The organism is Pseudomonas sp. PGPR40 (assembly GCF_022014505.1).
Taxonomy (GTDB): domain Bacteria; phylum Pseudomonadota; class Gammaproteobacteria; order Pseudomonadales; family Pseudomonadaceae; genus Aquipseudomonas.
Map to the genome: position 1 here is coordinate 118,514 of NZ_JAKLSP010000017.1, position 21,763 is coordinate 140,276.

Genomic DNA, 21,763 nt, shown 5'->3' on the forward strand with positions numbered 1-21,763 from the left:
CACCACGGTAACCCCACCGCATTGAGTCTGATGAAGCTGCGTCTGCTTTGGGGAGGATTTTTCCCCATCCGTTACGCCCGGAGTCGCAGACGCTGCAGCCAAGACGATGTCGCGCCCATAGCGTCACGCAGTTGGGCGGCAGTGATCGTTCGATCTGCCACATCGAAAGCCAGCGCTGTTCGCAGGGCTGGCCAGCAGTGTTTCGGCAGGTTTCGGGGGACGTGCATCTCACGGTCGAGGTGCCCGTCGCGGGCCTCGGTCGAGGGCAAGCGGCGGAATGGATGTTTGCCGCCCGCCAATTCGTAGAGCACGCAGGCCATGCCGTACACGTCCGCGCTGGCCGACAGCGGCTGGCCTTCGAGCAGTTCGGGAGCGGCGTAGCCGGGGGTCCAGGCGTTGAAGCGGTTGCGGCTCAGGTGCGGCAGGCCGGGCAAGATGCCCTCTTCTGCCTGACCCAGGCCGAAGTCGAATAAACGCACGCCGTCTTCGCTGAGCATGACGTTGCTCGGTTTCATATCGCCGTGCAGAACGCCGCGAGCGTGGGCGTAGGCCAGCGCGTCAAGCAGCGGCAGCGCGATGTCGCGCAGTTCTATCCACGGCAGGCCCAGGGGCCGCTCGCAGAGTAATTTATCCAAGGTCAGCCCACGCATGAGTTCCATCGTGATGAAGGCCCGTCGGCAGTCAGTGTCCACTTCAAAGGTGTGCGGTCGCAGCACGTTGTCGTGGCGCAGGCGTCGGGTCAGGGCGAACTCGCTATAGAGCAAGGCACTGGCGTCCGGCGACTCGGCAAATTCTTCGCTGAGGATTTTCAGCGCGATATAAGGGGCGGGATCGCCGAACTGTTCGCTCAGCAAGTCCCGTGCACGGTAAACCGCGCCCATGCCACCGGCACCCAGCAGGCGCTCGATGCGGTAACGCCCCGCCAGCACGTCCGGCAGTTCACCGACGCTGGCCCGGGTCGACGCCAGCGCAGGCTCGGCCTGATGCGGCTTTCCGTTTAGAGGCTTGGCGAAGGCGAAGTAAGTCAGGTTATTGGCCTCTTCCTCGGTCACTAGCAGGTTGTCGATTGATGACATGAGTTCAGTCATTGGCGGATCACCACGGCAGTCAGGTTGTCCCGGGCCGAGCCACGCAGAGCACCGTCGAATAGACGCTCCAGCGCAATGTGCGGCGCGGTCGGGCTCAGGGCGTTGCCCAGGGCATCGCTGCTCAACCCTTGATACAAACCGTCGCTGCACAATAGAAACGCATCACCTGGATAGACTTCGAGTTCGAGCACATCCAGGGTCAATTTCTCGGCGGCCCCAACCGCACGGGTCAAGGCGTGAGCAGCGGGATGCGCACGAGCGTCTTCGACGCTCATTTGTTGTTCGTCGATCAGTTGTTGTTGCAGCGAATGGTCCTTGGACAGTTGATACAAACGCTGATCGCGCCACAGGTAGCAACGGCTGTCGCCGGCCCAGATGCAGGCCGCACGATTGCCTTCTACCAGCAGCGCCACCACGGTGCTGCCCATGATGCTGTCGTGGCGCCCGGCGGTGACGGTCAACTCCTGACCCAAGCGGCGGTTGAGCCAGTGCAGGCACTGGCGAATACCTTCGAGTCGTTTATCGAAGTCGTCCTGCACCGGCAATTCCGCCAGGCTGGCGACGATCAACTGGCTGGCGATGTCGCCACCCTGATGACCGCCCATGCCGTCCGCGACCACCCACAGTCCCTGCTGTGGACAGTCGAGAAAAGCATCTTCGTTGCGCGACCGAACCTTGCCCGGATCGGTACGTGCAGCACTGCGCCAAGGACTGGCAACCAACATCAGAGCTGCACCGGCATACGAAAGGTACGCAGTACGCCCATGTCGAACGGGTTCGGCGTGCGCTGGCTCGACAGCAAGTAGTTGGCGCGCAGGCCACCCACGTCAGCCTTGAGCACCAGCACGTCGCGGCCGGTCAGGTATTCGGTCTGCATCAGGTCGAACAGACGGAACAGTGACCATGGGCCAGTGTTCTTCTCGATGCCGATCGGGCGGCCGGCCATTTTGTCGAGGACCAGGCTGGTGCGACCATCTTCTGCGTCGGTCGGCCATTTGAAGGACACCGGCACGATAGGGCCGTGACGGTATTCAATGGTCTTGTCGCCAAACTTGAACTCGGAACGACTGACGGTCTGGTCGAGGGTGTACGGCTCCAGTTTGAACTGCACTTGCGGCTCGGCCGGGTTGATCGAGAAGAAGCTCTGGCGAATCACTTGTGCCGCGGCCATCTGGTCGAGGTAGACCTTGGAGATCGGCATGCTGTGACCGTCAATGCTGTGCAGGCGATAGTTGCCTGGATCGCCACTCACGAACGGACGCATATAGTTCTCAAAGAAGCGGTCGGCGATGCCCTGGGCCTTGAAGAACTCACGGAAGTCGATGATCGCAACGTCGCTGGTGCTGTGGGCGCTGAACGGGTAACGCTTGTTGATCGCCTTGCCGTAGAAGCTGTACAGCTCACTCTGATAACGCTGGTTCAGGTACTGGTAGGAATCGTTGAGCACCAGACGCCAGGTGTCTTCGGCCAGTACGTTGAACCATACGCTCACCGGGCGCGGCAGACGATTCGAGACATTACGCAAGTTGCTCAGTGCATCGCGCTGGCCGCTCATGCGGGTCTTGGCCATTTCGAACGCAGCCTGCTCCGGTGCGCTGGCACGGGCCAGGCTTGCCAGTTGCAGTTGCAGGTCGTTGAGTGCTTGCAGGGCCGGGGTCAAATCAGCGGCCGGGCCGTTGTTGTCATCCAGCAAACGGTGCAGCGGCTCGAAGCGACGTTGCAGGGATTTCTTCGCGGTATCGGGTAGCTGCTTTGCCAAATTAGCGGCCATGTCCGACGCTTTATCCGCGGCGGCCACCGCGAGTTTACCGAGCTTGCCACCCTTTTCGCCCAGTTTGTCCGCTGCATTGACGGCTTCATCAGCCCTGTCGGCGATGACCTGGAAACGGGTGTTCTCGCGCACTTCCACCAACAGTTGCAGCACCGGCGAATTGGCCGAAGTCAGGCCCGCCAGTTGCTCGGCGCCTTCACCGGCGTCGTTGATTGGTGGCAATGCCACCCGGCCGACCGCTTCGCTCCAGAAGTTGGCGTAATCGCGGAAGTACAACTGCTCCAGTTCGACCATCAGGCGGCGCAAGTCCATTCCGCTGATACCCGAACCTTCGCCCAGCACCCAGTTGTCACGCAGAATGTCGGTGACCAGCGCAGTGCCCTGGACCGAGAAATACTGCTGATAACCCTGTTGGGTGTAGAACCCCGGGATCACGTAGTCGGTGCCGACAAACAGCGCACCCTGTGGGCCCAAGTGTTGGCTGAAGCGGTATTCCGGCAGATGGCGAGCCTGCTCGCGCAGCATCCGGTAAACCACGTTGGCCAACGACTCTCTGCGCAGCACCTGACGCGCCTGTGCTACCAGTTGATCATTCAGCGGGTAGATAAATGGCTGCTTGAGTAAACGCTCGAAGTGGATATTCAAGCTGTTCTGCACTGCGGTGTTGCCGGCGTAGCGCAGGGACCAGTCCGTGGCGACCCACTCCTTGAGCCAGTCGGCATCGCGGCGATCTTTCATGTTCAGCATCAGGTACGCACGCAGGCTGTTGAGCAGGCGTTCGCGGTTCTTCATGTTGGCACGGATCTGCCCTTCCAGCAGCGTTGCGACCCGTGGCACCAGTTGCGCTTCGAGTTCACGCTCGTAGGCGCTCTTGACCACCGGATTGGCGTCTTCGCCTTGGTACAGGCCACCACGTTCGTGGTACGACACGTCACCTTTGTTCGGGAAGACTTGAGTCGCCGCATAGCGGGTGTCGAGGGTCTTGAGCACCGCCATGGAGTCATCGCCAGCGGTCAAGGCCGAGCGTTGCTGATTCCAGGTCTGTGCCAGGGAGCGCAGATTTTCCAGACGCTCGTAATTGGCCGAGAAACCGCCGGCCCATAGCATGCCGAACAGTGCCAGTGTCGCCAGTGCGCCCACGTACAGGGCGCGTTGGCCCCAGTGGATGCGGTTGCGCTCGCGCTGGTCCAGCCCGGCCAAATCAGCCTCAGGGAAAATCACCCGGCTGAGCAAATGGTGAATGAACCGCGAACGGCCGCTGCGCAGGGTCGGCAGCAGACCGGCGTTCATGCCCAGACTCGCGCCGATACCGGCAGTGGTCGAATCCATTTCCTGGATCAGGTGCGGTGCGCTGGTCAGGTAGAAGCCGCGCAATTGGCTGACACGCTGGTAACGGTTGCCGGCGAGCGCCATGTCGACGAACAGGCACAGGCGCTCGCCGATCTGCCCCAGTTGATACGGGAAGTCGAGAATGCGGCCACGGCGCTGGGTGTCGCGCTCCTGGTGCATGCGCATGATCACCTGACTGTTCAGGCGACGCAGCAGTTCTTCGAACTCGGCGCGCAACACGGCCACGTCAGTACCGCTCTGCTCTTTGCGGAAGCTGGTACCGAGCACCTGATCGCTTTCTTCGCGTGTCAGTTGATCGAAAAACTCATCAAAACCGAGCAGGCGATCGGCCTTGCTCAACACCAGATAAATCGGCACATCGACGTGGAGTTTCCGATGCACGTCTTGCAGACGTGCACGCACCTGATCGGCCAGGGTTTCTATGTCCTGCTTGCGGCCGCTGATGAGGGTTTCCACCGGGATGGTCACCAGCACGCCGTTCAACGGACGATTGCGGCGACGCTTGCGCATCAGATCGAGCAAGGTGCTCCAGGCGCTGCCATCGACGTGGGCATCGGGCTGGGTCAGGTAACGCCCGGCAGTGTCGATCAGCACACCGTGGTCGGCGAAGTACCAGTCGCAATGCCGAGTGCCAAGGGTGTCGCGGGTGAGTTTGCGGTCGATCTTGTTGATCGGAAACTCCAGGCCCGAGAAGTCCAGCAGGCTGGTCTTGCCGCTGCCCTGTGGGCCGATCAGCAAGTACCACGGCAAATCACTACGCCAGCGCTCGCTGCGACCACGATACAGGCTCGAGGTCTTCAAGGTTTGCAGGGCGTCCTTGAAACGCGCCTTCAACTCTTTCTGTTCTTCGTCGATCAACTTTTCACGGCGGATACTGTCTTGGCCATCTTCGGTTTCTTCCACAGCCTTCTTGCGCACACCGGCACGCCAGCTGACGAAGACCATGGTCAGGCCCCAGATCAGGAACAGCATACTGATGGTCAGCAGGCGGGAGGTCGGATCTTCCCAGAACCTGTAGTCATTGACCGCCAGCAACGGTCCGACGAACCACACCAGCAGCACTACGAATAGCACCAACAGCAGGGTCCAGACCCAGGTCAGACGCAGGAATGCGCCGACTTCCTTGAAAAACTTTTTCATCACACGTCCCTGTTTACGGCTGCGACTGCGGCTGAACCGCGGCCGGATCCAGCGGCTGATAAGGTTGCAGTACACTTTCGCGTTGCTCGCCCAGCACCCACGCGAAGCCCGAATACATCACCACCAGGCAAACAACGGTGAACAGCACCACCATCCACGCCGGCACAATATGCACCAGGCTACGGCGCTGATCGTTCAAGCCTTCCCAATGCGGCGATAGTTCACGCGGCACGTCGCCGCGCAGTTGACGAATCTGCCGATACAAAGCGTCGCGGATGCCTTCGAGTTCGAGCATGCCTCGGGCTTGCACGCGGTATTTGCCTTCGAAACCGAGGGACAGGCACAGGTACATCAGCTCCAGCATCGGCAGGTGCTTGACCGGGTTCTTCGACAGGCTATCCAACAGCTGGAAGAATTTCTCGCCACCGGAGGTTTCGTTTTGGAAGCTGCTGAGCAGGCTCATCTGCGACCACTCGCTTTGATTGCCCCACGGCGTAGTGACGACGGCTTCATCGATCACGGTGCAAAGCACATAACGGGCGACCATTACCTGGCTGCTTTCGGTGCCGTTGTGCAGCGCACGTATTTCAAACAGCTTCAGCCCGGTGGTCAGGTCCTCGTTGAGCGCGTACAGATCTTCGCGGGTGTCGCTGTGCTTGAGGCGTACCACTTCCGACAGCAGTTCGGACGCTGCGGCTACCAGCGAATTGAGGCTGATGTTGAACGTCTCCGCCGGGTGCAAGCGCGCGGCGTAGATCATCCGTTCTTCCAGCTGTTCGAAACGCGGCGGTGCAGCGAAGTCGGTCAGCGGACTGGACGCCGCGCCTTGGCCCCGATGGTCGAGCAGGATGGTTTTATCGTCCTGATTGTGTTCCATGTCCTTGATCATGTCGGTCAATTCCTGATGGCCCAGAATTTCAGTTCCAGCTCGGCGAATTCGCCAGACACATGGAATGCGAAGCCGCCGGAGCGTTCGAGTTGCGCCAGGTCTTCAGAAGTGAGTTCGAGGATGAAATAGGTTTTGTTGGAATGGAACGCGATCTGCCGTGGAGCCACCGGCAACGGTTTGACCTTGATGCCCGGCAGGTGCAGGTTGACCAACTGACGGATGCGCTCCACCGGGCCGACCTTGAGATGCGCCGGCAAGCGATGGCGCAGTTCTTCGGAGTCGCAATTGGCACTGGCCGCGAGCACAAATGACGCCGAGCCCAGCAGTTTGTGGTCGTGCAATGGCGACACGATGATCCCGTACTGACGCGCTTGCAGCACCAGTTCGATGGCGTGCTGCTCGAGCACCATCGACAGCACCTGACGAATCGCTTCCATCAATTTGCGAAAACTCGCGCCCTGGTCGCTGTGCTGGTAACGGCTGTCCAGACGCGGGCGTTTGCTCTCGCTGGAAAACGTCGCCAGATCACCGAGCATGGTCAGCAGCGTGCGGTACAACGCTTCCGGGTGAACCTGTTCCAGGTCCAGGTAATGGCGCAACAACAGTTCGGTGCGATTAATCAGTTGCAGCATCATAAAGTCGCCGACTTCCGCGCCGCCGACCTTGCCATTGGAGCGAATCCGGTCGGCGATGGTATCGCCCCGGTGACCGAGCATGCTGATCACTTCTTTAAGACACGACAGCAAGTAGCTGGACGAATGCACCTGAATGTAGCTCGGCACGAAGTCCGGATCGAGGCTGATCACACCATCGGGCGTGGTATCGAGGACTTCGCAGATCTTCAGCTTCACGTAGGCCTGGTCGCTCTGCTGCTCGCCGAGCAACAGTTTGAAGTCCGGGCGGGCACAGCTAACCAGGCTGGAGGAATCGTCGCCGGCATTCGAGTCGGCGACTTGCGCTTCGTACATGGTATAGCGCGCCAGCACGTCGGATTGCTCCGGGCGACGGGCCTCGATGTGGTTACCGGTCACCAGTGGCAGCGCCAGGTAGATTGGCGTGTTGCCAGTGTTTGGCGGCACGTCCAGGGCCAACGGCTCGGTGTTGCCGCTCAGTTCGAAGAGGCTGCCGTCCGGCAGAATCCCCGAGGCCTGGCTGATCACCAACTTGCCCATGCTGAGAAACTGCAAGTCTATTTCCAGGTTCAGAAAGCCCCAGGTGTAACCGCCCAGCAACTGGGTGCGGGTCTTCATCTGGTGGTCGTAGTAACGATCGTTGTGCTGGAAGTGCTGCGGACGCAGCAGCATGCCTTCCTGCCAAATGACTTTATGCGTATTCATATTCAGTCATCCGCCTCGGCGAGTGTTTCGTGGGTGTTACGGATGCCAGCCTGATCAAGGGCCAGGTCAGCCACGGTGACTTCCATCGGCGTGATTTGCACTGTGTCGCGCCATTTGGTTTCCGGCAGGTCGCGGTACGCCGCGAGTACGCCGACGTAACGGCTGCCCTCTTCCACGTTGAGCTTGAGCTCGATGGTTTCACCCGGGCGCAGTTCGAGTTCTTCGCTGGCCACCAGGTCCGGGGCCAGGGATTCCCTGGCGCGCTCGTAGAGGCTGAAAAAGTCAGCATTCTCGAAAGCCACCGGGTGTTTGAGCTCGAACAGACGCACGACGATCGGCGATGGACGACCGTTAAGGTCCGGGTTCAGCTGATCGCTGGCAGTCAGTTTCAGGTTGAGTTTGGTCGCGGTGGAATACGGCGATAGTGACGAGCAACCGGCCAGCAGCACCAGTACGATGAGCGCAGTCAGCATCTTGAAAAAAGCGGTCGAACAGCGAGACATGCGCATCATCCTTGGTGGTCGGTGTGAAGGGTGGAAATCAGGCGAATCTGTTCTTCGTAAGCCCGCGCGAAGTCGCGAGCCAGCAGACGTTCGCTCCAGTCGTCGTCCTGACACAGGCTCTGGTGATAACGCCCATAGGCTCTCCAGCGACTGCCGGAGGTGGCGAGCAATGGCTTGTTGTCATGCTCGAAACGCAGGGTCAGCTGCTGCGGCGAGAAGTGTTCCAAGGTGCCGCGAACGGTAGCGCGGCTGGCGGTCAGCAAAGCCACCTGATGCGCCTGCAAATCACGGAACGCACGGGGGATCGCTTGCACGACCGGCAACTGACCCGGCTTGTTGCCCTGCAACAAAATGCCCAACGCTTCGCCGGGATTGACGGCAAATTTCAACGGGTTCTTGTGAGTGCCCTCGGTGGTCCGGGCCAGGCGCAGTTCGTCTTTCAGTTCGATGCAGGTGCGCAGGCTCTGCTGCAAACCGCCGATGCTCTGCTTGAGCAGGCGCGCGGCGTTCAGCGCCAGGGCTTGGCGAGCGTCGTGGTCGAGGCCTTTGAGGTCCACGCCCAATGCCGCACCGAAGTGCTCCCAGAACCCTTCACTCTGACGCTCGACCGCTTTCGGCGGTGGCGCCAGTGTCGGCTCTGTCGGCGCATCGACCAGCTCCGGCACCATCAGGCTTTCCATGTCGATGCGAGCGTAATCGGCACGCTGAGGAGCGTCTGAGAGGGTGGTGTTCGGGGAAATCAGCTCGTCGATTTCCGAGTACACGCGCTCTTGCTGTTCGAGGACATTCAGCGGGTCGAGATCGAGGAAGGCATCATCCGGAATGACGCTGCCCGTAGCGCACGGACGACCGACTTCGCCGTCGAAGGTCGCCGGGTCACTCACCAGCCGGGCACGGATCTCGAAGTCGCCCAGCACGTAGGTGCTGCCATGCCCTATTGGCACCGTTTCGCCTTTAGGTAGACGTGCACCGCTTTTGCCATCCTGAACACCGTTGCTGCTGGTGTCAGTCAGGAAAAACGTGCCTTCGCGGTAGCTGATCACCATGTGGTGATTGGACAGGTGACGTTTGCGGTCGGGAATGATCCAGTCGCAATCCTCACCCCGCCCGATCACGCCACCGGCCTGTTTGAAGGTCTTCTGGCACAAATCCGTGGGCACGAACTGCTTGGTGTTCAGCATTTCGAAAACCAGTTCCATGGTGATACTCCTTGGGGTCACTTGCCGCGATTGACCGCCTGCGGATCACCCAATGGGCGATAGGTGTTGTCGTTGTATTTGTAATTGCCGCTACAGCCGCCCAGGCCGCATAGAACGACGAGGGTCAGCAGGACGGCTTGCCAGTGACGAACAAACATCAGAGGGTCTCCAGAGGTAGGCACAGCACAAAATGCCGACCCGTTTGGGCGGCGCTATCAGAAGCGGACGAGGTGAAATCGAAGGTCTTTTGCCTACCCATTGAAATCACCCAAATTGATATTCAGGCGTCCGAGGCGGTACAGCAGCGTGCGGCGCGGCAGGCCTAGTTCGCGGGCGGAAAGGGTCTGGTTGCCGTCATTTTTGCGCAGGCAGTCGAGCAGCAGACTGCGCTCGATCTGCCCCAGGCGTTCGCGCAGGTTCATATCGCTGCTGCCTTGCGGCATGGCTTCCACGCGCAGTGAAAAATGCTCGGCCAGCAGCTCGCCGCCCTCGCACAGCAATACCGCGCGCTCGACCAACCCTTTGAGTTCACGAATGTTACCGGGGAAGGCATAACCTGCCAGGTGATCCAGCGCCGCGTCGGACCAACGCACCGCATCACGTTGCAGAAACGAGCAAGCCTTGTCGGCGAAGTGCCGCGCCAGGTCTAGGATGTCGCCTTCGCGTTGGCGCAAGGCCGGCAACTCAATCGGGAACTGCGCGAGGCGGTAGTACAAGTCCTCGCGAAATTTGCCTTCGCTGACCAGCACCGCCAAATCCCGGTGCGTCGCGGCGATGATGCGCACGTCGATTTTGTGTGTGTCGTTGGAGCCCAACGGGCGGATCTCGCCTTCCTGCAACACACGCAGCAATTTGGCTTGCAGGGACAACGGCATGTCGCCGATTTCATCGAGCAACAAGGTGCCGCCATTGGCCGCGTCGAACAACCCGGCACGGTCGCGGTCGGCACCGGTGAAGGCGCCTTTGCGGTAGCCAAACAGTTCGCTCTCCAGCAGGTTCTCGGGGAACGCCGCGCAGTTCTGCACAATGAATGCCTTGGAACGTCGCGGGCCACAATCGTGAATCTCCCGCGCAACCACTTCCTTGCCGGTGCCGGTCTCGCCGCGCAACAACACGGTGTAAGGACTGTGCAAAACTTTGCTGATCAACGAGTAGGTCTGGCGCATGGCCGAACTTTTGCCGATCAAGCCATAACCGCTGGCGCTCGGGATATCGACCGGTGCCGGTCGTGCATTGTCGGTCGGCTGACGCAAACGTTGCAGCAAGTGCAGTTGACCAAGCACGAACGAACCCAGTTGACTGAGGGAGTTGGCAAAGCCTTGCAGGTCGATGTCCCGACGACTGGCGCACAACAGCAAACCTTCGACAGCCTTTTGCTGATTGATCAACGGCACGCACAACAGCGATTGCCAAGGCGTGGCCTGGAGCGGCAGGAAGCTGGTTTCGTGCAGGCTGCCGCTCAGCTCGCTGAGGCACACCACACGGTTCTGGCACAAGGCGAATTGCAGCAGTTGTTCACCGTTGTAATCCGCCGGCAGGCTCGCCGCTTCGCGGGGTTGCAGAATGCCGTTCAGGTACTCGGCGTTCATCCCCAGGCAGGTATGGGTTGCATCCAGCAGGTACAACTGCGTCAATTCGCAACCGCTGAGTGAGGCCACTCCACGCACAAAGTCACCCAGCAGCGCAGCACCATCCGCCGCCCGTGACAGGCTGGCGAACTGCGCCAGCAAAGCTTCGGCATAGGCCAGCGGTTGCGGCACTTGAGTGAACATAACACCCACCTCAGGCGAACTCGCAAGTCACGCTGGCATCGCCGTCGAGCGTCGCGTGGACACGCTTGAGGCTAATGCCTGCAGCCATTGCGTCGAGCACACGGTCAGTCACCAGCGGCAGCACGTGCAGGTCGAGTAAGTGGTCGATCAAGCGTGCGCCGCTGTCGCTTTGGGTGCAGCGCTCGGCCAAATGGTCGACGAGTTTCTGGCCGTAAGTGAAATCGAGCTGGCGGCGGTTCAGGCGTTCGCCCAAATGACCGAGTTTGATTTCGATCAATTCGCGCAGCACTGGGCCGCCAACCGGGTAGTAAGGCACGACGCGCATGCGCGCCAGCAGCGCTGGTTTGAAGTGCCTGCCGAGCACCGGGCGAATGGTTTCTTCGAGGACTTCGGCCGTCGGCCGTGCACCGCTCTCGCAGAGTTCGCTGATAAGGTCGCTGCCCAGGTTCGAGGTCATCAGGATCAGCGTGTTGCGGAAGTCGATCTCGCGCCCTTCCCCGTCGTTGGCCACGCCTTTGTCGAAGATTTGGTAGAACAGGTTGAGCACGTCCGGGTCGGCTTTTTCGACTTCATCGAGCAATACCACCGAGTACGGCTTCTGCCGCACGGCTTCGGTGAGCATGCCGCCCTCGCCATAACCGATATAACCCGGTGGGGCACCGATCAGGCGCGAAACGGTGTGCTTCTCCTGGAACTCGGACATATTGATGGTGGTGAGAAAGCGATCACCGCCATACAGCAAATCGGCGATGGCCAACGCGGTTTCGGTCTTGCCGACGCCGCTTGGACCGACCAGCAGGAACACGCCGACCGGTGCATCGGGCCTGTTGAGGCCAGCGGCAGTGGCTCGCATCGAACGGTCGAGGACATGAACCGCTTGTTCCTGGCCACGAATGCGCGTGCGCAAGTCGGTGGCGAAGCTCGCGACTTTGGCGTTGTGTTCGCGGGCCAATTGCGCCAATGGCACACCAGTCCAGGCGCTGATCACTTCGGCCACCAGACGCGGGCAGACTTCGAAGCTCACCAGACGTTCTTTGACTTGAGCATCGGTCAGGGCGCGATGGGTTTCGTTGAGGGCGGCTTCCAGCGACTCGACGCTGTGCGCTTCATCCACGGTACCTTCAACGTCTTCCTCAACCATGATGATCGGTTCGCCAGCAGTGGCTTCACGAGCCTTGGCCAGTTGCTGACGCAAGTTCAGCAGGCGTTCGGCCAATGCTTTCTGTTCGGTCCAGAGGGTTTCCAGTGCGACCCTTTCGTTTTCGGCGTCGACCAGGCGATCTTCCAGAACGTCCAGCACTTCATGATCGATCAGCAGACCGGCCTCGGCGTCGCGACGCAAGGCCTGACGCTGACGACCACCTTCGGCCAGTTCGCCACGCAGGCGTTCCAGACTTTCCGGAGCGGCCGCGAGGCTGATGCGCACACGGGCGCAAGCGGTATCGAGGACGTCAACGGCTTTATCCGGCAACTGACGACCCGCCAGGTAACGGGCAGACAACTCGGCTGCTGCAACCACTGCGTCATCGCGCAAATAGATGCCGTGGCTCTTCTCGTAGATCTGAGCCAAACCACGCAGGATGGTCACCGCTTCGCTGACGGTCGGTTCGTGCAGTTGCACCGGCTGGAAACGACGGGCCAGGGCCGGGTCTTTCTCGACGTATTTTTTGTACTCCGCCCAAGTGGTGGAGGCGATGGTACGTAACTCGCCACGAGCCAGGGCTGGCTTGAGCAAGTTAGCTGCGTCTGAACCACCGGCGTTGCCTCCCGCGCCAATCAGGGTGTGGGCTTCGTCGATGAACAGGATGATTGGTTTTGGTGAGGCTTTGACTTCGTCGATCACGCCTTTAAGGCGACGCTCGAACTCACCTTTAATACTGGCGCCAGCCTGCAACAGGCCCATGTCCAGGGACAGCAGCTCGACGCCTTTGAGTGCCTGCGGCACTTCACCGGCTGCTATGCGCAAGGCCAGGCCTTCGACGATGGCGGTTTTGCCGACGCCGGCTTCACCGACCACGATCGGGTTGTTCTTGCGCCGACGGGCAAGGATATCGACCATCTGACGGATAGCGCCATCGCGGCACAGCACCGGGTCGAGTTTGCCGTTGCGGGCCTGCTGGGTCAGGTTGTGGGTGAAGCGCTCCAGCAGCGACTCACCGGGCACGGCCGGTTTGCCGGTGGCAGGTTGTTCTTTCTGCGACAGGGCGAACTCTTTCAGGCGCTCGATGTTCAACTTGGCCAGCAACGACTGGTAACGGCTACCAGCGTAGCGCATCGGGTTGCGCAGTAATGCGAGGATCAACGCCGCTTGCTCGACCTGGCTCTGGCCCAGTTCGAGGTTGGCCACCAGCAAGGCATCCTGCAGCCACTGCACCAGTTCCGGAGCGAACACCGGGTTACGCGAGGCGCTGTGCTCGACCCGCGATTGCAGCGCGGCGCTCAGTTCCCCGGGGTCGACTTCGGCACCTTGCAACGCGCGCGTGAGCAGGCCTTGCGGACGCTCCAGCAAGCCTAGCAGCAAGTCTTCGACGAGGATCTTGCTGCCGCCACGGGCGACGCAACGTTGCGCAGAACTTTCCAGATCACGACGGGTTTCGGCGTCCAGTGCCTGGATAAGTTGTTGCAGGTCTACGTTGATCATGTGTCATCTGTCCTTAATGAATTTTGCTGCCCAAGGTCACCACGCCGTCCGCTTTTTCGCGGCCGAGCCAACTGGTCCATCCAAGGTGACAGGCGTTCTGCTCACCGATGCGCAGTTCGCGGATTTCTTCCTGGCGCAGGACCAGGCGAATGTCGTAATCGAGCGGGTCACGCAGGGTGAAGCGCACCAGCGCGCACAGCGGCTGGTAGCCGAAACCGATCGGCAGAAATTCGTGAAAGCGTTGCCAGTCGAGTTCACGGATGTGAATGCGGAATTTGCCGCTGCGGTCGCGCACGCGTTCGCTCAGCACCAGGTCTTCGCCGAGCAGGCTATTGGCACGGCCCAGGCGATTGTGCTGCTCGTCGAGGATATCCACGCGACGCTCAATGCACTGCTCAATGGTCAGTTCGGCGTGCTTGAAGTAGTAGCGCAACACCGCTTCGATCAACGCCGCTGAATGCGCCCGCAAACTGAGCAGGCCGAGGTACGGCAGCAGGCGTTTCCAATTCAGCTCCTGAGCCTTGCGGATCTCTTCGCCACCGAGGCCGATCAGCGCAAACAACTGCGCCGAAAACGGGTCGAGGGCGCCGCTCTGGAAGCTGGCGCGGTAGCGGTATTTGCGCCAGATCGGCAGCATCAGCCGTTGCAGGCGATGGTGGAACAGGTCGAGGAAGTTGCGGGTCGGGTTACCGTCTTCGCTGTCGCCCAAAGCCTGTTCGCCGTAAAACGCCGGCAGCGGCGAACCGGAACCGATCAGGCTGATCAGGTTGAAACGCAGGCGCGCGCGCATCTTCCCGTGCTCTTCGAAAAACTCCACGCGATCAACGTCACTGCCAGGGAAACCCAGGCTGGGGTTGGCCTGGAATTCCAGCTGATCGTACAGATCGTCTTCGCTCAGGGATGGGTGTGAATCGCGCAACCGGTCAATCACCAGCAGCACGGCCTGAAACAGCGAGTACTCGCGTATTACCCGGCTCAGCCCGCTTAAAGCAGGGGCTGCAGCCCCATACGTGGTGTCCATTGGTACATCTCTCCCTGTGTGCTTTTTACCCGCAGCTCGTGGTACGAATTGAGACTGGCGTAAAGCGCGAAAAACTCATTAAGAACCGAAGCAAACACGAACAGGTCGCCCTCGCCGATATACCCTTGCGGGTCGATGGTCAGCTCGGTACGCAACCCGCGAACCGGCAACCCTCGGTGCAATTTGTCGACATGCTGGTGTTTGATCGACTTGAGGCCGTCCAGCAGGCGCTTGCTGACTTTTTCCGCGTGTTGGTCGTAGTAACGCGGCAGGTCGTAGGTTTCGAGAATCACCTTCAGCGCATTGACGTCGGCCAGCGACAAATAGTTGAGCGACATGTTGCTGATCAGCTTCCAGAGGAAGTCACGGGTCAGCGGCGGCGCGAAACTGGAGGTGGCCGGGGTGATGTTGCGAAAACTCAAAAACTCCGGCGTCTTTTCACAGGACATGCAGATGTCGCCAAGCTTGAGCTTGCGCGGCAGGTTCTGGTTGGTGCACATCAGCTCGATCGACAGGGTTTCGTGGGCTTCGGTGTGGCGGATGTCGAAGCTCAGGTAAGTGTCGAGACCGCCGTGCAGCAAGGACGAACGCTGGCGGATGCTGTAATGCGGACGGCTGGTGGGCACGTCGAAGCTCGGGTCGTGCTCGAAGGATTCGAATGGCACGTATTCCTGATAACCGAGGCCGCCGGGCCTCCAGCCAGTGACAGTTTCCACCGAGAACACGCCGCAGTTTTCCAGGTCGAATTTGGCGGGCAACAATAGGTATTCGTCTTGCTTGCCATCCAGGCGGATCGGCAGCGCATCATGCTTGAACAGGTTAACGATCGGCGTGCAATAGAGCTTCACGTTATCCAGGGTCGGACGCAGCCGCTGAATGCCGTTCTTGCGAATATCGAAGCGCAACTCCAGGCCGCGCATTTGCTTCAGCGTGTCTTCCGGCAGCGACTTGAGCAGGTCCAGACCGTTGACATCGACGAAGAGGAATTTGTCCTGAAAAGCGAAATATTCCTGCAAATAGCGATAGCCGCGGAAGGTGTTCAGCGGATACGGGGTCAACGCTTCTTCCTCGGCAAAACCCACTGGCTGCACGCGGTCGCCGGGCATCTTGAACGCCATCGGCTGACCGCTTACACCACTGATGGCCTTGCCGGCGCCGTCCAGCGGGATCAACTCAATGCCTTCGAGGTTGCGCAACAGGCTCAGGTAAAGCATCTGGCTGATGTAGCGCTCACCGGCGAAGTGCAGACGCAGGCGACTCAGCTCCAACTCGCCCAAGTGACCGTCAGCGCTCATCTCCAGACGCAGACTCAACAGCGAACCGTCGCCCTTCACCGAATAGGTCAGCGCCGCCAGATCCAGCGCCAGGACTTCAGTCGGGTAGCACGTACGGAAGCCGCAATGCATGCCATCGACCGGCACACTTTCGACCGGCGTATCGCGCTCGACCATCGACGCAGGACCGGAAAGCTTCAATGGGTCGAACTGCAAAATGCTGAACGCCGGGAGCGGCCGCATGTAGTTCGGCCACAGCAACTGCATCAGCGAATGGCTGAGCTCCGGCAATTCGTCGTCAAGCTTCTGCCTCAGACGCCCGGTCAAAAACGCGAAGCCCTCCAGCAACCGCTCCACATCCGGATCCTGCCCGGCCTGACCCAGGAAAGGCGCCAACGCTGGACTACGCTCGGCGAATCGACGACCTAACTGGCGAAGTGCGGTGAGTTCGCTTTGGTAGTAGTGGTTAAAGGACACGAAGGGCTACCTGTTTGACGAATTTGCAAAATTTCCTGAGTCGCAACGCTCGCAATCTCCGTGCGTCATGGGGCAAAGTCTGCAGGTTTGCCGGACATCGGAGTCTCATTAATTGACCGTCACTTGACCGCTGCCATCCAGTCGCGCGGCGAAACTGACCTGGCGTTTGAAACCATCAACTTCCAGCAGGCCTTCGATGCTGAAGGACAGGCGAAGCTGATCGTTGTCACGCGGCAGTGAGATGACACGCACGTTGCTCAGGCGCGGTTCGTAGGCTTCGATGAAGCTTTCGATGGCCTGGCGGGCCTGACTCAGGGAGTCGTGCAGGCTCAGGCGCATGTCATTGAGATCGGGTAGCCCGTAATCGGACAGTGTTTGCACGCTGCCCGCACGGGTGCTGAGCATCTTGGTCAGATGGGCAGCCACGGACGCCATGGCGCAGAGCTCGCGGCTCCAGTCAACGCGTTTGTCAGCGTCGCCACCCAGGCGTTCGAAAAGGCTGCCGTATCCAGTCATGAGTCGCTCCGTTTACTCTTTGTCCAGCTTGCCAACCAGCGACAGGGTGAAATCGGCCCCCATGTACTTGAAGTGCGGACGCACATTCAGGCTGACGCGGTACCAGCCCGGCTCGCCTTCTACATCGCTGACGATGATCTGGGCAGCACGCAGAGGGCGACGGCCACGAACTTCGGCGCTTGGGTTTTCCTGGTCGGCCACGTACTGGCGGATCCACTTGTTGAGTTCCAGTTCGAGGTCGGTACGTTCTTTCCACGATCCGAGTTGCTCGCGCTGCAGCACTTTCAAGTAGTGAGCCAGACGGTTGACGATCATCATGTATGGCAGTTGGGTGCCGAGCTTATAGTTCAGCTCTGCAATCTTGCCTTCAGCGCTGATGCCAAAGAACTTCGGTTTCTGCACCGAGCTTGCGGAGAAGAACGCCGCGTTGTCGGAACCTTTGCGCATGGTCAGGGAGATGAAACCTTCCTCGGCCAGTTCGTATTCACGACGGTCGCTAACCAGTACTTCGGTAGGAATCTTGGTTTCGATTTCGCCCATGCTTTCGAAGTGATGCAACGGCAGGTCTTCAACCGCGCCACCGCTCTGTGGGCCGATGATGTTCGGGCACCAGCGGAATTTGGCGAAGCTGTCGGTCAGCCTGGTGCCGAACGCGTAGGCCGTGTTACCCCACAGGTAGTGCTCGTGGCTGTTGGCGACGGTTTCTTTGTACACGAATGATTTGACCGGATTTTCTTCCGGGTCGTATGGGTTACGCAGCAGGAAACGCGGCACGGTCAGGCCAACGTAACGAGCGTCTTCCGATTCGCGGAAGCTCTGCCATTTGGCGAAGTGCGGGCCGTCGAAGTGATCTTTCAGATCTTTCAGGTTCGGAAGGCCGGTGAAGCTTTCCAGGCCGAAGAATTTCGGGCCGGCTGCGGCGATGAACGGAGCATGGGACATGCAGGCTATGCTGGACACGTACTGCATCAGTTTCACGTCCGGCGAACTTGGGGACATGTAGTAGTTGGCGATGATCGCGCCGACTGGCTGACCACCGAACTGACCGTATTCAGCGGTATAGATGTGTTTGTACAGGCCCGACTGCATCACTTCCGGCGAATCTTCGAAGTCGTCCAGCAGGTCGTCCTTGGAGACGTTGAGGATTTCGATCTTGATGTTTTCGCGGAAGTTGGTGCGGTCGACCAGCAACTGAAGACCACGCCACGATGATTCCAGGGACTGGAAGTCCGGGTGGTGGAGGATTTCGTCCATCTGACGGCTGAGCTTGGCATCGATCTCGGCGATCATGCGGTCGACCATGGCCTTCTTGACTGCCTCACCGTTGTTCTGCGGCTTGAGCAGCTCTTCGATGAACGCCGACACACCGCGTTTGGCGATGTCATAGGCTTCGTCGTCCGGGGTCAGGCGGGTTTCGGCGATGATGCTGTCGAGAATGCTGTATTCGCCGTTCTCGTTACTCTTTTGCTGCGCTGCACTCGTGCTCATAGTATTGGCTTCCTTGGCTGATGGAGACTCAGGCGTCCTGGACTGCGGCGTTCAGGCCCAGTTCACCCAGTACGCGACCGCGGGATTCGTCGTCGGCGAGCACGCCTTCGATGGCTTTGCGGAACGCAGGCGCGTTACCCAGCGGGCCTTTGAGGGCCACCAGCGCGTCGCGCAGTTCCATCAGTTTTTTCAGTTCAGGCACTTGCTCGACCAGCGAGGCCGGGTTGAAGTCCTTCATCGAGTTGACGCGCAGTTGTACGGCCAGTTCTTCAGTGTCGCTTTCTTCCTGAAGACGGTTCGGTACGCTCAGTGTCAGGCTCAGCTCTTGCTTGGCCAGCACTTCGTCGAAAGTCATTTTGTCGATGCTGATCGGCTTGCGATCTTCGACTTTGCGTTCGTCCTTGCGGTGGGTGTAGTCACCGATTGCCAGTAGTTTCAGCGGCAGTTCAATTTCTTCCTGAGCACCGCCGGTGGCGGGTTTGAAGGTGACATTGATGCGTTCCTTGGGGGCTACCGAGCCTTCTTTGGCCATGGCGTTTCTCCTTGCGGTTGTGGCCCTGGGGCCTATTCGAGTATCACTTCGAGATCGAGGTGGCACAGCCTGCGATAAATCTCTTCCTTGCGTTCACGCACTGCATGGTTCTGCGGTAACAACTCGCAGCAGCTGTGCAGCAAATGCAGCACTTCCAGCGCAAGATCCGGCTCCCAGGCGTGCAGTCCCAAGTCCTGTAATGATTGATCGAGAGTTTCGAGTTGGGTCTTGGCCAGTTCGTATTTCTTGGCCAAGAAGCACAGTCGTGCGAGGGCGAACTGCCAGAAGAACCGCACGCGCCCACCATGAGCGGCCTGCAAGCCTTGCTTGAGAATCTGCACCGCGGCCTTGAGACCGTCCTTGCGCAGGATCGGCATGACTTCTTCCAGGGCCAGTTCCCAGGCCGGCTGGGTATCGGCGACTTCGACCTTGCGTGGCGCTCTGGCACTTTGCAGATGCGGCATGATGTAGACACCGATCCAGGCGCGGGTGGCCGGATCGGCGAACGGCGCGCCGTCGTGGAAACGTAATTCGATGATGCCAGGCAGACGCTGAATCAACAGCGCGAAATGGATTTCCACTTCGCGCATGGCCATTTCGGCGTTCAGCCCCTGGAGACATTCCCAGACCATTCGCTGGCCATCGAACCAGAACGGCGCCTTCGCCAGACTCGCCTCCAGCTCTACCAGCAGATCAGCGTATTTCCCTTGGTCGTAGCGGTCCCGACAGGACTTGAGTTTGTCCGTCGGCAACCCGCGCAGAACGGTGATCTGTTCAGCGTTGCGCTCAGGCACCGTGTCGATGGGCAACCACAGCAGCGTACGATTCAGGCGCAGGGCGCGCAGGTCGGTGGCTTTCTGTTTGAGCCACCAGGCACACAACGGACGGGCACTTTCCTGCTGGGCACGCAATGCCTTGTGGGCTTCTTTCTCGTTGTCGATCGGCGCGCCGGGAGTGAACAGCTGGGTTGCGGCCTGCTTGACCTGAGCCACCGCGGCGCCCACCACACCGGGCTCCGGCTGATTGTCGGCGGCGCGCTGGACCCTGCTTTTCAAGCGGCGGGAGATCGGCAACAGCAACGGCGCGTCATCACCCAGGTGCGCGGTGCACGCAGCATCGAGGCCTTCCAGATGCTCGACCAGACGGCGGAACAGCGGCAGTTGCTCTTTGATCGCGACGTTTTCGTTCAACACCTGCTCAAGACGCGGCACCAACCAGCTGATGGCGGCCGAGCGGGTGCGGGCCTTGATCGGGTGAACCTCGGCCCAATGATTTTCACAGAGGTAGTGCAATAAACCGAGGCCGGCCAGCAACCCCTGGAAGGATTCACGTTGGTATAGCGCCCAGGTCAGCCAGGCACCAACACGCAAATCCCTGGATTGCGTGCGCAGAAGTTTTTCACTATTGCCGAGGACTTTCAGCCAGTCGGTCTGACCGCTTTCGTGCATGGATTGGGCTTTGCCCAACTCACTTTCCAATGCCTCATATTCGCCCGAAAAGCGAACATCCTCGCCCGCGAAACTCTCTTCGGAAACATAGGCTTTTGCGAGCTCAAGGTAATGAGCGGAAAGTTTGCTTGAGTAGGACATCCGTTGCCTTTATTCAAATTACAGTCATGCCGAAACCGGGTTAGAGCATGACAAAAATAAAAAGCGAAAAATGTAGGACGCTTCTGAAAATACGCACATGACGGCAATTAATTAAAAGTGCATGTATTGATGGCGCTTTAGAGGCAAATAGTTACCGCATGTAATTTAGCGATTACCAGGCAATGCATCGCGAAATGCCATCTGGTTAGCGCAATTACAGGACTTAAAGCTCAAACGCCAATCTTGATTTGTTTCTTTATTAATCTCTGATGCAACATTCTGAAATAGGGAAGTTTCTGGCAGGCCATTGGGACTCTTCCTACATCAATCCTTTTAATGCCTTGTTAGCGTGTTCGGCCATTGACGCAGGTTCAAGCCCGATAGGGTTTTGCGCCTCGCTTTCACTTTCAGCTTAAGGACGAGCAGATGAAAAGCAAAAGGATAAGCGCATGTTCGCCCCGGCCAACGCTGCCCGGTTCACGCTTGAACTCCCCACGGTTCGCCACGATTTCAAAGTGCTGGCCTTTGCCGGCACTGAAACCATCAGCGCCTTGTATTCGATCCAGGTTGAACTGGTCAGCGAGTACCGCGATTTCGATCTGGAGAGCCTGCTCGGCCAACCGGCCTTTCTCCAATTCGGCTTTAACGGCGAAGGCATTCATGGGCATATCGACGGGGCGTTCGCGGGAGAAATCGGTAAACGCCTGACCCGCTATCGCCTGAGCCTGGTACCGGCGCTGCACTCCTTGCAGTTCAGCCACGATCAGCGGATTTTCCAGCACCAGACAGTGCCGCACATCATCACTCAGGTGCTCAAGCAGCATGGCATCCTGGCCGATGCGTTCAGGTTCCACGTCAGAACCAGTCCCGAGCGCGAATACTGCACGCAATACGGGGAAAATAATTTCGAGTTCATCCAGCGCCTGTGCGCCGAGGAAGGCATCGCCTGGCACCACCAGCATTCCCGGGACGGCCATGTGCTGGTGTTCACCGAGGACCAGACCTTCTTCCCCACTCTGGGTGAAACCCCTTTTCGGGAAGACGCCGGCCTGGTGGCGGAGCATCCGGTGGTCAGCCGGTTTTCCCCGGGTTTCAGCACCCGTCCCAGCCAGGTCACGCGCCGGCACTACGACCTGAAACGCCCGAACCGGTTACTGGAAAGTCGCTTTGCCGGCG

The 21,763-nt window shown here is 59.6% G+C and carries 17 protein-coding genes; 1 reads left to right on the forward strand and 16 read right to left on the reverse strand.

The genetic code is table 11. From position 1 onward, the window contains the following. Window positions 1-71 precede the first annotated feature (71 nt). The 16 genes from MEB48_RS16255 to tssA all read right to left on the reverse strand — a co-directional run bounded on the left by MEB48_RS16255 (window position 72) and on the right by tssA (window position 20,587). On the reverse strand, window positions 72-1,088 hold the full coding sequence (locus MEB48_RS16255) for a serine/threonine-protein kinase (RefSeq protein WP_237885116.1): 1,017 nt from the start codon (window positions 1,086-1,088) through the stop codon (window positions 72-74). Further along, complete coding sequence (locus MEB48_RS16260; RefSeq protein ID WP_237885117.1) at window positions 1,085-1,813, reverse strand: PP2C family protein-serine/threonine phosphatase; 729 nt, start codon at window positions 1,811-1,813, stop codon at window positions 1,085-1,087. The genes MEB48_RS16255 and MEB48_RS16260 overlap by 4 nt, the downstream gene beginning before the upstream one ends. After that, window positions 1,813-5,349 carry a type VI secretion system membrane subunit TssM gene (gene tssM, locus MEB48_RS16265; protein ID WP_237885118.1) on the reverse strand — a complete coding sequence of 1,179 codons (3,537 nt, stop codon included), beginning with the start codon at window positions 5,347-5,349 and terminating at the stop codon, window positions 1,813-1,815. The genes MEB48_RS16260 and tssM overlap by 1 nt, the downstream gene beginning before the upstream one ends. A gap of 13 nt (window positions 5,350-5,362) precedes the next feature. Further along, window positions 5,363-6,238, reverse strand: a complete 876-nt coding sequence (icmH, locus tag MEB48_RS16270) for a type IVB secretion system protein IcmH/DotU (RefSeq protein ID WP_237885119.1) — start codon at window positions 6,236-6,238, stop codon at window positions 5,363-5,365. Between the two features lie 5 nt (window positions 6,239-6,243). Continuing rightward, window positions 6,244-7,575: a type VI secretion system baseplate subunit TssK gene (gene tssK / locus MEB48_RS16275; protein WP_237885120.1), complete on the reverse strand. Its 1,332-nt coding sequence runs from the start codon at window positions 7,573-7,575 to the stop codon at window positions 6,244-6,246. Between the two features lie 2 nt (window positions 7,576-7,577). Next, window positions 7,578-8,078 (reverse strand): type VI secretion system lipoprotein TssJ, encoded by a 501-nt coding sequence (gene tssJ, locus MEB48_RS16280; RefSeq protein WP_237885121.1) that lies wholly within the window; start codon window positions 8,076-8,078, stop codon window positions 7,578-7,580. A 5-nt stretch (window positions 8,079-8,083) separates the two neighbouring features. Beyond that, window positions 8,084-9,277: a type VI secretion system-associated FHA domain protein TagH gene (gene tagH, locus MEB48_RS16285; RefSeq protein WP_237885122.1), complete on the reverse strand. Its 1,194-nt coding sequence runs from the start codon at window positions 9,275-9,277 to the stop codon at window positions 8,084-8,086. Window positions 9,278-9,294: 17 nt separating this feature from the next. After that, the gene (locus MEB48_RS16290; protein ID WP_237885123.1) at window positions 9,295-9,435 is read right to left on the reverse strand and encodes a type VI secretion protein; all 141 of its coding nucleotides are present in this window, start codon (window positions 9,433-9,435) and stop codon (window positions 9,295-9,297) included. Window positions 9,436-9,528: 93 nt separating this feature from the next. Continuing rightward, on the reverse strand, window positions 9,529-11,049 hold the full coding sequence (locus tag MEB48_RS16295) for a sigma-54 interaction domain-containing protein (RefSeq protein WP_237885124.1): 1,521 nt from the start codon (window positions 11,047-11,049) through the stop codon (window positions 9,529-9,531). Between the two features lie 10 nt (window positions 11,050-11,059). Further along, the gene (gene tssH / locus MEB48_RS16300; RefSeq protein WP_237885125.1) at window positions 11,060-13,690 is read right to left on the reverse strand and encodes a type VI secretion system ATPase TssH; all 2,631 of its coding nucleotides are present in this window, start codon (window positions 13,688-13,690) and stop codon (window positions 11,060-11,062) included. Window positions 13,691-13,703: 13 nt separating this feature from the next. Next, on the reverse strand, window positions 13,704-14,711 hold the full coding sequence (gene tssG, locus MEB48_RS16305; RefSeq protein WP_237885126.1) for a type VI secretion system baseplate subunit TssG: 1,008 nt from the start codon (window positions 14,709-14,711) through the stop codon (window positions 13,704-13,706). Then, window positions 14,675-16,462, reverse strand: a complete 1,788-nt coding sequence (gene tssF / locus MEB48_RS16310; RefSeq protein ID WP_237885127.1) for a type VI secretion system baseplate subunit TssF — start codon at window positions 16,460-16,462, stop codon at window positions 14,675-14,677. Before tssF ends, tssG begins: the two co-directional genes overlap by 37 nt. 108 nt (window positions 16,463-16,570) lie before the next feature. Beyond that, complete coding sequence (gene tssE / locus MEB48_RS16315; protein ID WP_237885128.1) at window positions 16,571-16,978, reverse strand: type VI secretion system baseplate subunit TssE; 408 nt, start codon at window positions 16,976-16,978, stop codon at window positions 16,571-16,573. A gap of 12 nt (window positions 16,979-16,990) precedes the next feature. Then, entirely contained in the window at window positions 16,991-18,466 is a 1,476-nt protein-coding gene (tssC, locus tag MEB48_RS16320; protein ID WP_237885129.1) for a type VI secretion system contractile sheath large subunit, read from the reverse strand. Between the two features lie 28 nt (window positions 18,467-18,494). Further along, complete coding sequence (tssB, locus tag MEB48_RS16325; protein WP_237885130.1) at window positions 18,495-18,998, reverse strand: type VI secretion system contractile sheath small subunit; 504 nt, start codon at window positions 18,996-18,998, stop codon at window positions 18,495-18,497. Between the two features lie 32 nt (window positions 18,999-19,030). Further along, window positions 19,031-20,587 (reverse strand): type VI secretion system protein TssA, encoded by a 1,557-nt coding sequence (gene tssA / locus MEB48_RS16330; protein WP_237885131.1) that lies wholly within the window; start codon window positions 20,585-20,587, stop codon window positions 19,031-19,033. Window positions 20,588-21,036: 449 nt separating this feature from the next. Between tssA and tssI the strand changes: the two genes are divergently transcribed. After that, a partial coding sequence (tssI, locus tag MEB48_RS16335) for a type VI secretion system tip protein TssI/VgrG (RefSeq protein WP_237885132.1) occupies window positions 21,037-21,763 on the forward strand: 727 nt, incomplete at its 3' end.

Coding starts and splice junctions, on each gene's coding strand:
- MEB48_RS16260 (WP_237885117.1), bottom strand. CDS start 1,813: ATGTTGGTTGCCAGTCCTTGGCGCAGTGCTGCACGTACCGATCCGGGC.
- MEB48_RS16295 (WP_237885124.1), bottom strand. CDS start 11,049: ATGTTCACTCAAGTGCCGCAACCGCTGGCCTATGCCGAAGCTTTGCTG.
- tssJ (WP_237885121.1), bottom strand. CDS start 8,078: ATGTCTCGCTGTTCGACCGCTTTTTTCAAGATGCTGACTGCGCTCATC.
- tssM (WP_237885118.1), bottom strand. CDS start 5,349: ATGAAAAAGTTTTTCAAGGAAGTCGGCGCATTCCTGCGTCTGACCTGG.
- tssA (WP_237885131.1), bottom strand. CDS start 20,587: ATGTCCTACTCAAGCAAACTTTCCGCTCATTACCTTGAGCTCGCAAAA.
- tssE (WP_237885128.1), bottom strand. CDS start 16,978: ATGACTGGATACGGCAGCCTTTTCGAACGCCTGGGTGGCGACGCTGAC.
- tssG (WP_237885126.1), bottom strand. CDS start 14,711: ATGGACACCACGTATGGGGCTGCAGCCCCTGCTTTAAGCGGGCTGAGC.
- tagH (WP_237885122.1), bottom strand. CDS start 9,277: ATGGAACTGGTTTTCGAAATGCTGAACACCAAGCAGTTCGTGCCCACG.
- tssC (WP_237885129.1), bottom strand. CDS start 18,466: ATGAGCACGAGTGCAGCGCAGCAAAAGAGTAACGAGAACGGCGAATAC.
- icmH (WP_237885119.1), bottom strand. CDS start 6,238: ATGATCAAGGACATGGAACACAATCAGGACGATAAAACCATCCTGCTC.
- tssH (WP_237885125.1), bottom strand. CDS start 13,690: ATGATCAACGTAGACCTGCAACAACTTATCCAGGCACTGGACGCCGAA.
- MEB48_RS16290 (WP_237885123.1), bottom strand. CDS start 9,435: ATGTTTGTTCGTCACTGGCAAGCCGTCCTGCTGACCCTCGTCGTTCTA.
- MEB48_RS16255 (WP_237885116.1), bottom strand. CDS start 1,088: ATGACTGAACTCATGTCATCAATCGACAACCTGCTAGTGACCGAGGAA.
- tssK (WP_237885120.1), bottom strand. CDS start 7,575: ATGAATACGCATAAAGTCATTTGGCAGGAAGGCATGCTGCTGCGTCCG.
- tssB (WP_237885130.1), bottom strand. CDS start 18,998: ATGGCCAAAGAAGGCTCGGTAGCCCCCAAGGAACGCATCAATGTCACC.